The organism is Ginsengibacter sp., from assembly GCF_057362405.1.
In genome coordinates, this window is sequence record NZ_JBMQQG010000205.1 from 35,893 (window position 1) to 46,558 (window position 10,666).

Here is a 10,666-nt window from a genome sequence, read left to right on the forward strand (position 1 = left end):
CTTTGCATTTCTTATTTTTGATTAAATTAAATTTTATGAAAAATATCCGGATACTTCAATACTGCCTTTTTTTATTAATAATAATTTCATGCAATAATTCTTCCGCACAAAATCCTGAGAATTGGACGAGTGATCAACTTACACCACCTGCTGAACTAGCTGCAACACTTAAAGCAAATAAGGATTTGCCTATAATATTTAGTGTAGGCCCGGGAGCTATCATTCCCAATTCAATTGACATAGGAATGGTAAAAGATGAAAAGAATCTTGCTAAATTCCAGCAAGAACTGAGTAAGATACCGACATCAACAAATGTTTTGATTTATTGCGGCTGCTGCCCGTATGACCATTGCCCTGATGTTCGTCCGGCAATTTCATTGTTAAAAAGTATGAAGTTTACAAATTATCATTTACTTGATTTGCCACACAATATTAAAACAGACTGGATTGCCAAGGGATACCCAACCGTAGATAAATAAGTTATTGATATTAATTTTCTGTGGGCCTGATATCGGCATCATTTTCTTTTTCATACACTAAAACCTTAACGGACCATTCTGACATATTATAGTTGAGTGCAACTTCAATTTTAAGCTTTTGCAACTCTTTGTCGTTTATATCGGGTTCAAGAATGCTGGAAGCAAAAGGCCGGGCATTATCGGGCGTGTCATAAGATCCCTTAAATTTCCATGCCTTATGATCATGCATTATAAAGCCTGCACCGTTTAGTTCGTGATATATTTGTTTGTATTTTTCTACTGCCTTTTCAAAGTCATCGGTATTCAACATAACTGCCTGCCAGCTATAAACGTTGTATAGACCTTTTATTTGAGTAATACTACTTTCCAATGAACCTTTCGGAAGTATCTTACTCTGGTATTCAATAGTATTTTGCGTTTCGTCGGTTTGTTCTCCCTTAATATTATCAAAGTGATTGTAGTAATCACTAGCCACCTTTTCAATATCCGGCTTAATTGAATTGGAAGTTTTAAGAAGCGGAATTTTGTTTTGTGCAAAAACAGTAAATGTCGAAGTTGTAAAAATAAGCGTCATCAGCTTTTTCATTGGGCCTAATTTGGATTTAAGAAACTTAGTTAAAACACGATGATAAACTTAATCTGGCGAATTGTATTACTGCAAATAATCCACATGTGTTAATATCCCGGGGTTTTTACTTCACGGTGTGAAAACAGCTAATCCGAATTTGAATAATTGCAATAACTTCTTTATGACTGATTAGATTTATTTTTTTGATAGAACCAATAATTTATTTTAAATTAACTGCACATTAACGCTTGATATCATGAAAAATTTAATTTTATTCACTATAGTAGTTACTACTATAAACTTCAGCTGCAAATCACATGTAAAGGAAACTCCCAAAATGCCCGGCGCTTATTTTATGTTATCTCAAACAATAAATGACGGGAAAAAAGACACCAAATACACAGATCTGAAGCAACTTAAAATTTACACGGATAGTATGATGATGTATGCCCAGGTAAATCCCAGCGATTCTGCTTCGGGCTTTGGTGTTGGGTTTTACACAGCGGATACGGGAACAGTTATTGAAAATGACATTTATAGAGCTAGTGACTCAACCATCAATCCTCCTGCTTCATATAAACTGGAAATTACAACTAACCCTCAGGGTTATGTTCAGGTTATTCCTGATATATCGGTTGATTCTCAAAAAATAAAACTTACTGAAGAATACCAGTCTGTGGGCAAAGACCAAAAAAGCCCTTTAGACGGCGTATGGAAAGAAACAAGTGGTTACCTGGTGAAGGGAAATGATACAACATGGTATAAACGAACTCAATATAAAGCATTTTATGCTGGTTATTTTATGTACGGTCACACACTAAAAGATTCAGCAAATAGAAATTTTACCGGAATTGGTTTTGGAACTTTTGCAATGGATGGTGATAATAAAATAAAAGAAGTCGATTTGAATTCTACTTATTCAATTGCTGTGGGCCAATCGTTCGCAATTGGTTTTGAAATGAAAGGTGCGGATAATTACACTCAAACTATTGCAAATCCGGATGGATCTAAAAGTGTTGAAAATTATGAACGTGTAAAAAGATAGGCACCCATTACTCTACCTATATGTAACGAACAAGTAATATTCTTACTTACATCAAAGTAATATTCTGATATTTTTCAGAACCAGAAATCAATTTAGAATTACTTTTTAATTTTCTTAACCTCGATTCTTTTATTTTTAAGGTTCATCGAAAAGTATTAAATGAAAGCCTTTTTTATCTCTTTTTTACTGCTGTATGGATATTCCTGCAGTGCGCAAAAGTTTTATGATTTCCAGGATACACGTAAAAAAAATGAATCGTTTGCTAAATTGCCAAAGACAGAAATAAGAGCTGACCTGGCAACTTTTACCTTATCGGGTATAGATGAAGCCGTTGGCAAGGATGAATTGCAAAAAATTCCATTTACAAAATTTGGTTCAGACTTTATGAATTTTGCGGGAGATAATATTCAAGCTTCTATCAAATTGTTGCCTTTTGATAAGAGCAAGCACAGGCTGGATTATGACGAAAAATATTTGATAAGAATTGACCGGAAAACCTATTACGGCAATTATGGAAATCTGCCAACAACTTATATTGGAAGTATTACAATGACGGTAGGCAATGATACCGTTGTTATACCTCCCGCTGCTTACGCCGACCTTTACAACCTTAATTTAACGTATACGGATAATGGCACATTAAAATCCCGCAATGGAATTTATATATCGAAAGACGGTCATAGAATCTATTTATATCTTTTTTGTAAAGACGCTACAGGTAGCTACGAAGTAACATGGATAATCCAGGATACAAAATATTTTCGAAGGGTGCTGGATTATGGATTCATGTAATTTTCAAGCGACATGAAAATCTAATTTTGCCCTAATGTTTAAAATTGGAATGGTTTTAGAGGCGCTTTTTATATGTCGCTTAATAAATCTTCTATTGCTTACTTAAGCAGGTTTGGAATAATTTCCTCAGTTCTATATTGTATTCCTGTTGTATTTTTTTTGAAAGATCAAAGGTATACTGATACCTGGCTCTTATATTTAGGAAATGCCATATTTCTAATGTGCATTTTTATATTCGGAATTGTCTATGGCGGCAAAAAAAATAATCAAACTTCAATAAAATATAATGGGTTTACCGTTACGACGATAGGAGTAATTTTTTCATGCATTCTTATACTATTGATAACTCTTATATTCGCTCCGGGTGTTTTTAATATTGGATCGTCTGCCGATTTATTGAAGCAAACTCCCGCAGCCATCTCAAAAAATAATGGGCATAGTTTGTTGTTTATGATGCTTGCAGATGCGATTATCATTAACTTTTGTGCAGGAACATTTGCAGCAGTTATGACACGAAGTAAAAATGAGGAAAAAAAACTTCCCGCAAATGAGTAAAAAACTGGCTACATTTATTTCATCGTTTGTGAATACCGGTTTTACTCCAACTATTTAATTTTTTATATGAACAAGTTAGTAAGAGCATTAATTGCCGGATGGGGCGCTAAGAAACTTGGCGGAGGTTGCGTAAGCACCATAGTTATTTTTATAATTATTTATTATGCTTTAGGCACATGCAATTCACATCCCGTAAACACTGCGCCGCATAAGAATTCAAGTATTCAATTTCATACACCCAAAACGGCGGTTGTTTATTTTTCAGCATCACATCCAACAATGAACTAAGAAATCTTTCTAATTTGATGTCTTAACAAATTGCTTCCCCAAATCTTGCTCAATTTATTTTTTACAATTGAGTTGGATGATAATTTTGTATTGAATAAATCTTTCAATTCATACACGTTTCCCGCAGTTGTCCATTCTTTAAGGGCTGCGTACCATACAGGAGTTTCTTTGCTTAATAACTTCAATCGCAATTGATCAATCGTAAACGGACCCGATTCGCGGTCTCCATCTTTAATGAAATAAGTCGTCATAAAAGTTGTGGTTGCAGATAAAATGCTTTTATACAACGCGAAATAAGATCATATTATTTCCTTTATTAAGGTTACAAGATCAAAATTTTTGAGTAAGGGCAAAGTCATTTTGGTTGCGCATCAAAATTTGGTCTGACTGTCAGAACATTTTCTTATTTAATTTTGTTTTAAATAAAATTTTAGAAATGAATATGAAAATATTGTGGGCAAGTTTAAGTCTTGCTTCAATCTCGTTTATTTCGTGCAATCAACAGGGCACTAGTTCCAATTCTGCTGACATTAAAGATTCCACTACCGCAAAGGCAGTCGCCATTAAAGAGGAGCCGGTTACTTATAGTGTAGGTGGAAGAAATTACGATGGGTATGTAACTTACGACTCTAACCAGGTTGGTAAACGGCCAGGTGTACTCGTAGTTCATGAATGGTGGGGTTTGACAGATTATCCCAGGATGCGGGCAAAAGAATTGGCTTCTTTAGGTTACATAGCAATGGCTGTGGATATGTATGGAGATGGGAAAATTGGGCCTGACCCTAAAACGGCCATGGAATTAGCAACGCCGTATTATAAAGACCCCACTTTAGCCAAAACAGTCCTTGATGCTGCTATCAATAAACTTAAATCTTTTCCTGAAACCGATACATCAAAGTTGGCAGCTATTGGATATTGTTACGGGGGCTACATAGTATTAAATGCGGTAAAATTAGGTGCCGATCTAAAAGGTGTGGTAAGTTTTCATGGCGACCTTTCAGGCGTTGCTCCTGATAAGAGACTTGTCAAGGCAAAAATATTAATATGTCATGGGGACTCAGATCAATTTGTAAATCCTGAGGTTGCCGGCTTTAAAAAAGCTATGGACTCTGCAGGAGTCGCCTATACTTTTAAAACTTATCCCAATGCTACCCATGCGTTTACAAACCCGGCTTCTGATGAAAATGGTAAGAAGTTTAATATGCCTATAAAATATAACGCCGCGGCAGATACCGCATCCTGGAACGATATGAAAGATTTTTTCAAGACAATCTTTTAATTCAGTAACATTTTAGAATAGTATTTGAAATAACTTTAGTAAGTGGGTTGTTAGATAATATTTTTGTCTTTCGATAGATATATTTCTTAAGTATTTGATAACTATATTATTAAATAGGTATGACTTTTCCACACTCCCAAAATTTGTGAAAAAAAGCTTGGATTAGTTGACACCAGGACTTAATTTTACAGCGACTACCAAGCCCCCCTTTTTCCTACATCCTCTGAATTACTGTAGTTACTTTTCCTTAACTTTTTATTTCAATTCCTCCGAATTACCCAAAGATTTTATTTGATATTCTAAACAATTATTTGAATATCAATACTACAATTCGGATGCCTGCAATACCCATGAGAAGCCCCACTGGTTTTAGAATTCGTATGTAAATTGATTAGAATTCTTTTAAATCTCCCATATCCTTTAAATACCAAACTAAATTAAGATCGCTGTCAAAATTTTGTATTCGACAAATTACAAGGATATAAACACTAAGGCTTAACCTCAAAAAAAAACACGTATGGAAAATTTTTACACTGCCTACACAAAAATTGTTCAGAATTCAACTTTCTACTTTGTCAAAAAGTACCTCACTTTTCCTGAGTTGAAAAATGTACCCGGTATTCTGGAGAGTTACGGAATGCATACTGATTTTAATCGTGCATGTGAAATAGCCGCCATTAATGATAAAGAGATCCGGGAAAACCTCTTTGCAGATCTGCAAAACAGCGACGAACAAAGCGCAAGAATTATTCACATGAATATAACAACAGGATTAAGCGCTGCTCAATAAATTCAACTAAATGGGTTGATGAGTTTTTAAAGTAATTGACAATAATTATTTGGGATCGTATTAATATACCATCCCTTTTTTTATTGCATCAATTTTGTCAGCTCTAATGCAGATCAAACTTTTCTAACTGTCATCAAATAATTACATTCTAATCCTTCTTTTACGCCTGGAGTTAAAAAACTTTAATGTGGCAATCTATTAGACGAATGGTCTTAGTTTTATTTGGCTTAATATTAAACCAAGCATGTATTTCACAGTCTCAAAAAAGTTATATTAATAATAAAGAATCAGTCTTCCTATGTTTTCAGTTGGAGCATTAACACAACGATACCAATGCCAGTAGTCAATAACCAGGTAAAAAATCAGCATTTGCTGTGGAGAGCCGCATTCGGTCCGATGGCTGAAAACGTTAATGAACTTTCAGACATTTCACAAAAAGATTTACACTCGTTACTCGTAAAAACTTCCTCCAAAAAGCCGCAGGAATTTAATGTTGCGAGTAATCTTCTTGATGGATTAGTAAAAGGTGTTCAGGATATTGGAATAATGCAAAAACTTTCCCAGGACCAAAAGAAAATGTTGCGGAAACAATCTGTTGATGATCTTAAAAATTTAAATCTTACCTGGCTAAGTGAAATGATAAATAGCGAGGCTCAAATGAGAGAAAAGATGAGCCTTTTCTGGCACGGACACTTTGCATGCCGGGTTATAAATATTTATTTTCAACAGCAACTTGTAAACATTATCCGCGAAAATGCTTTAGGAAATTTTGGCGATTTATTGCGTGAAGTAAGCAAAAGCCCGGCTATGCTTTCATTTCTTAATAACCAACAAAATAAAAAGCAACATCCCAATGAAAACTTTGCAAGGGAAGTGATGGAGCTTTTTACAATGGGCCGTGGCAACTATACTGAAAAGGATGTAAAGGAAGGTGCCAGGGCTTTTACTGGTTGGGGATTTAATTTGCAGGGAGAGTTTGTGGACAGGTCCTCTGCTCACGACAATGGCCAAAAGACATTTTTAGGAAGAACAGGAAATTTTAATGGTGACAATATCATTGACATGTTGTTGCAACGAAAGGAGACAGCCAAATTCATAACAGTAAAATTATACCGGTATTTCGTAAACGAAACTCCCGACACCGAAAAAATCGATTTGCTCAGTGACAGGTTCTATCAAAGTAATTATGATATAAAAGAATTATTGAACGACATATTTACAAGTGACTGGTTTTATAGTAATAAAAACATAGGAACACACATTAAATCCCCAATAGAATTATTAGCAGGTATTCGAAGGTTAATACCATTGCAAATTGATAAGCCTGAAGTGCAACTATTGTTTCAGCGTGCGCTCGGGCAAATTTTATTTTATCCGCCAAATGTAGCAGGTTGGCCCGGTGGCAAAAACTGGATTGATAGCAGTGCACTGATGTTAAGAATGCGAATTCCGCAAATTCTTACGAATACTGATGACTTTGTTGTGAAGCCCAAGGACGATGATGACATGATGATGGGAATGGAGGGTGTTGATAGTAGGCCAAGAGCGAAACAGGTCATTGCAACCGTTGACTGGAATGCCGTGACGAAGCTTTTTGACAAAACTCCAAGAGAAAACCTGATGCAAAAAATAAGCGAAATTGTTTTGCAAACTAAGAGTAAAATAAATTCAACGATTCTTGACAGATATGTTGAAAAGGATGCGAAGGATAATTACATTAAAACAGCAATCGTAGAATTAATGAGTACACCTGAATACCAGTTGTGTTAACGGAAGAAGTGTCATGATTATTAATTTTTTAATGATTTAAAATGTTATTCAAACGAAGAGATTTTTTGCAGATAGGCTCGCTGGCAACCGCATCTCTCATGTTGCCAAAATTCTTGAAGGCATTTGATGGTAAAACTATAGTGCCTCCTGGCAACAAAATTCTTGTCGTTCTTCAGTTCAGTGGGGGTAATGATGGGCTTAATACGGTTATCCCTATTCGAAATGATATTTATTACAAGTCACGACCGAGGTTGGGTATTGAAAAAGATAGGGCCTTGTTACTTACTGATGAAGCAGGCATTAATCCTGCGTTGCCGGCATTTAAAGCTTTGTTTGATGATGGGAGCCTTGGCATTATGAATAGTGTAGGTTATCCTAATCCTGATCGTTCGCATTTTAGAAGTATGGATATCTGGCAAAGTGCAAGTGACAGCGATAAATACATTTACACTGGCTGGCTGGGGCGTTATCTTGATGCACAATGTAACGGCTGCAGTAAACCAACCCAGGCGCTTGAGGTCGATGATATACTAAGTCTCGCTTTAAAAGGTGAAAATAATAAAGGCATTGCAGTTAAAGATCCGAAAAGCTTATATAATACAAGCCATGAAAATTATTTTAAAGAAATAAATGCAGCCCACGTAAATGGAGAAGAAACCGTCGACTATTTGTATAAGACACTTAGCGAAACACTCAGTAGCGCTGATTACATTTTTCAACAGAGCAGGTTGCACCCGTCGTCGCTTGGTTATCCTGCCACGGAAACAGGCAAGAATTTAAAAACAATTGCTTCGCTTATAATGAGTGATATTAATACCAAAGTTTATTACTTAAGCCTTGGTAGTTTTGATACTCACGTAAACCAGGAAAATCAGCAGAAGAGATTGTTTACTGAATTGAATGATTCTATAGCCGCTTTTGTTAAGGATCTGAAAGATAACAACCGTTTCCAGGATGTGATGATAATGACCTTTAGTGAATTTGGAAGAAGAGTTGCGCAAAATGCAAGTGGTGGCACTGATCATGGAACCGCGAATAATATGTTTTTTATCGGGGGTGGCTTAAAGCAAAAAGGTTTGATAAATGCAATGCCCGATCTTTTTAACTTAAATGAGGGCGATTTGATACACACGGTAGATTTTAAAAATGTATATGCAACTTTATTACGTAAATGGTTAGACGCAGATGATATAAAGATATTGGGGAAACCATATGATTATATGGGTTTTATATAAGTCTAAACTCACTTCATCTAATCATCCATTTCTTCCGCTTCCACCACCACTTTATTTAAGCGCTTGGTTAAGGGAAGTAAAAGAAGGAAAGCAATGACGGCCGCTACGGCACTTATAGCAAAAAACACCGCCTTATTATCAAACTTATCCCAAAAGCCGGCAAGTATTCCTGAAATTTTTCCACCTAATGAAGTAGTAATAAACCAGCCCCCCATCATTAGAGCCGTTAACCTCCTTGGCGCTACCTTTGAAACAAGCGACAAACCTACAGGACTTACAAACAATTCACTTACTGTAAAAACTCCATAGCTGCTTACAATCCACCAACTCGAAACTTTATTTAAATAAATGTTGGTCGAGAGGCATGCACCAATCATAACAACAGATGACAATCCTGCAATCAAAGTTCCCCAGGCAAATTTACCCGGTGTAGAAAGTTCTTTTCCTTTTGATTTCATGTATCCAAAAAAGGCAACTATAATTGGCGTTAAAACAATTATCCAGAATGGATTTACCGATTGATATATTTCTGTGGAAATTAATTTTAAATCCTGCCCCGGTGGCGGGTATTTGTCTTTTTGCAAATTTTGAAAATACAAATCTGTTCCCTGCTTGGTTATCACCTTGCCACTTGCGGTTGCTTGCGCACGAAACTGGTTATCAACAACAGGAACTTCAGTTGGTTTTGTATTTACTGTTTCCAAAAAATTAAAAGGCTTCAATACAGGTTGAATCGCTTTAGGAGCTTCACGATCAGTGTACGTTTGTGCCCAAATAGTAAGAGCTGTCGAGTTTTGATTATAAATGTTCCAAAATATGATGGATACGCCAAATAAAATAAGTAAAGTGCTAATACGCTTTTTTTCAAACCCTTTTGCACGATACCATAAACTAAAATAAAAAAATATAATAGGTATGCACGCAAAGATGAAAGCATCATTGGAATCAGATCCTAAAATATTTCCAGGAATAAACCACCCAATAACTCCGGCAATTAAAGCAGGTAAAAAAACACTCATAATAATCTTAGAAATGGGCATATCATCTTTTTGAACTGGTTTTACTACATCAGCATATTTCACATGCCTCAGACCTATTGCAAGCCAAATCATGCCAACTACCATTCCAAAGCCGGCAGCCGAAAAAGCCCAGCCCCATGTATAATTGTTACGCAAATAAGCTGCAACAAAATTGCATACGAATGCGCCAATATTAATACCCATGTAAAAAATATTATAAGCTATATCTTTCTTAGGCTTTAAATCGGGCCTATTATAGATATTCCCCAGTAGTGTGCTAATGTTTGGTTTAAAAAATCCATTACCAACAATTGCAGCGAATAAACCACTATACATTACCGTGTCACTGCCATTTAACGCAATTAAGAAATATCCCAATGCTAATAACGAACCGCCCAAAAAAATTGCTTTGGTGTAACCAATATATCGGTCCGCAATTAAGCCTCCTATAAAAGGCGTTAAATAAATCAATGCCACATAAGTTCCTACAATACTAACTGCGGCCACATTATCCAGGCCTCTTCCGCCATGGCCCACTGTATCCGTTAAGTACAAGAAGAATATCCCTATCATTAAATAATATCCGAATCGTTCCCACATTTCTGTAAAAAATAAAACATATAAACCCCGTGGATGTTTTCCTTTATTTGCTTCAGTAATATCTGCAGGAGTAATTTCGGCTTCTTGCATAAAAGTGTGTTTTATAAAAATTTAAAATGCATTTTTAATAAATTGTAAAGTACAGATTAATTTCAAATATCGATTTTCAATTTATAAAAAATAAACGGACTCATATTAAATCTTTATAAGTGGCACTGAATTAAAAATTGTAATTCCTAACTTGCA

12 protein-coding genes are annotated in these 10,666 nt (G+C 35.6%); 9 read left to right on the plus strand and 3 right to left on the minus strand.

The features are described from left to right. The first annotated feature begins 35 nt into the window (after positions 1-35). A complete protein-coding gene (locus ACO1O5_RS17745) occupies positions 36-479 on the plus strand; it encodes a rhodanese-like domain-containing protein (protein ID WP_486272599.1) in 444 nt (147 codons plus the stop codon). Between the two features lie 10 nt (positions 480-489). Here ACO1O5_RS17745 and ACO1O5_RS17750 read toward each other — a convergent pair whose 3' ends face one another. Further along, positions 490-1,065, minus strand: coding sequence for a hypothetical protein (locus ACO1O5_RS17750; protein WP_486272601.1), 576 nt, complete (start codon positions 1,063-1,065; stop codon positions 490-492). 238 nt (positions 1,066-1,303) lie between these two features. Between ACO1O5_RS17750 and ACO1O5_RS17755 the strand changes: the two genes are divergently transcribed. The 4 genes from ACO1O5_RS17755 (at position 1,304) to ACO1O5_RS17770 (ending at position 3,727) form a co-directional block, all read left to right on the plus strand. Next, the gene (locus ACO1O5_RS17755; protein ID WP_486272603.1) at positions 1,304-2,092 is read left to right on the plus strand and encodes a hypothetical protein; all 789 of its coding nucleotides are present in this window, start codon (positions 1,304-1,306) and stop codon (positions 2,090-2,092) included. Positions 2,093-2,251: 159 nt separating this feature from the next. Beyond that, on the plus strand, positions 2,252-2,884 hold the full coding sequence (locus ACO1O5_RS17760) for a hypothetical protein (RefSeq protein ID WP_486272605.1): 633 nt from the start codon (positions 2,252-2,254) through the stop codon (positions 2,882-2,884). A gap of 72 nt (positions 2,885-2,956) precedes the next feature. Continuing rightward, positions 2,957-3,439, plus strand: coding sequence for a hypothetical protein (locus tag ACO1O5_RS17765; protein ID WP_486272607.1), 483 nt, complete (start codon positions 2,957-2,959; stop codon positions 3,437-3,439). A gap of 66 nt (positions 3,440-3,505) precedes the next feature. Further along, positions 3,506-3,727 (plus strand): hypothetical protein, encoded by a 222-nt coding sequence (locus ACO1O5_RS17770; protein WP_486272608.1) that lies wholly within the window; start codon positions 3,506-3,508, stop codon positions 3,725-3,727. On the opposite strand, the gene ACO1O5_RS17775 is transcribed toward ACO1O5_RS17770, so the two are convergent. After that, the gene (locus ACO1O5_RS17775) at positions 3,724-3,978 is read right to left on the minus strand and encodes a DUF4339 domain-containing protein (protein ID WP_486272610.1); all 255 of its coding nucleotides are present in this window, start codon (positions 3,976-3,978) and stop codon (positions 3,724-3,726) included. The genes ACO1O5_RS17770 and ACO1O5_RS17775 overlap by 4 nt on opposite strands. Before the next feature lie 185 nt (positions 3,979-4,163). Between ACO1O5_RS17775 and ACO1O5_RS17780 the strand changes: the two genes are divergently transcribed. The 4 genes from ACO1O5_RS17780 (at position 4,164) to ACO1O5_RS17795 (ending at position 8,801) form a co-directional block, all read left to right on the plus strand. Then, positions 4,164-5,006, plus strand: a complete 843-nt coding sequence (locus tag ACO1O5_RS17780) for a dienelactone hydrolase family protein (RefSeq protein WP_486272612.1) — start codon at positions 4,164-4,166, stop codon at positions 5,004-5,006. Between the two features lie 517 nt (positions 5,007-5,523). Then, on the plus strand, positions 5,524-5,796 hold the full coding sequence (locus ACO1O5_RS17785; protein ID WP_486272614.1) for a hypothetical protein: 273 nt from the start codon (positions 5,524-5,526) through the stop codon (positions 5,794-5,796). A gap of 333 nt (positions 5,797-6,129) precedes the next feature. Further along, positions 6,130-7,566, plus strand: coding sequence for a DUF1800 domain-containing protein (locus tag ACO1O5_RS17790; protein WP_486272615.1), 1,437 nt, complete (start codon positions 6,130-6,132; stop codon positions 7,564-7,566). 41 nt (positions 7,567-7,607) lie between these two features. After that, a complete protein-coding gene (locus ACO1O5_RS17795; RefSeq protein WP_486272616.1) occupies positions 7,608-8,801 on the plus strand; it encodes a DUF1501 domain-containing protein in 1,194 nt (397 codons plus the stop codon). Positions 8,802-8,818: 17 nt separating this feature from the next. On the opposite strand, the gene ACO1O5_RS17800 is transcribed toward ACO1O5_RS17795, so the two are convergent. After that, positions 8,819-10,510, minus strand: coding sequence for a peptide MFS transporter (locus ACO1O5_RS17800; protein WP_486272618.1), 1,692 nt, complete (start codon positions 10,508-10,510; stop codon positions 8,819-8,821). Positions 10,511-10,666: the final 156 nt, after the last annotated feature.

Excerpts from the sequence above, each read along its gene's own strand:
- ACO1O5_RS17745 (WP_486272599.1), top strand. The coding sequence starts at position 36 with ATGAAAAATATCCGGATACTTCAATACTGCCTTTTTTTATTAATAATA.
- ACO1O5_RS17750 (WP_486272601.1), bottom strand. The coding sequence starts at position 1,065 with ATGAAAAAGCTGATGACGCTTATTTTTACAACTTCGACATTTACTGTT.
- ACO1O5_RS17755 (WP_486272603.1), top strand. The coding sequence starts at position 1,304 with ATGAAAAATTTAATTTTATTCACTATAGTAGTTACTACTATAAACTTC.
- ACO1O5_RS17760 (WP_486272605.1), top strand. The coding sequence starts at position 2,252 with ATGAAAGCCTTTTTTATCTCTTTTTTACTGCTGTATGGATATTCCTGC.
- ACO1O5_RS17765 (WP_486272607.1), top strand. The coding sequence starts at position 2,957 with ATGTCGCTTAATAAATCTTCTATTGCTTACTTAAGCAGGTTTGGAATA.
- ACO1O5_RS17770 (WP_486272608.1), top strand. The coding sequence starts at position 3,506 with ATGAACAAGTTAGTAAGAGCATTAATTGCCGGATGGGGCGCTAAGAAA.
- ACO1O5_RS17775 (WP_486272610.1), bottom strand. The coding sequence starts at position 3,978 with ATGACGACTTATTTCATTAAAGATGGAGACCGCGAATCGGGTCCGTTT.
- ACO1O5_RS17780 (WP_486272612.1), top strand. The coding sequence starts at position 4,164 with ATGAATATGAAAATATTGTGGGCAAGTTTAAGTCTTGCTTCAATCTCG.
- ACO1O5_RS17785 (WP_486272614.1), top strand. The coding sequence starts at position 5,524 with ATGGAAAATTTTTACACTGCCTACACAAAAATTGTTCAGAATTCAACT.
- ACO1O5_RS17790 (WP_486272615.1), top strand. The coding sequence starts at position 6,130 with ATGCCAGTAGTCAATAACCAGGTAAAAAATCAGCATTTGCTGTGGAGA.
- ACO1O5_RS17795 (WP_486272616.1), top strand. The coding sequence starts at position 7,608 with ATGTTATTCAAACGAAGAGATTTTTTGCAGATAGGCTCGCTGGCAACC.
- ACO1O5_RS17800 (WP_486272618.1), bottom strand. The coding sequence starts at position 10,510 with ATGCAAGAAGCCGAAATTACTCCTGCAGATATTACTGAAGCAAATAAA.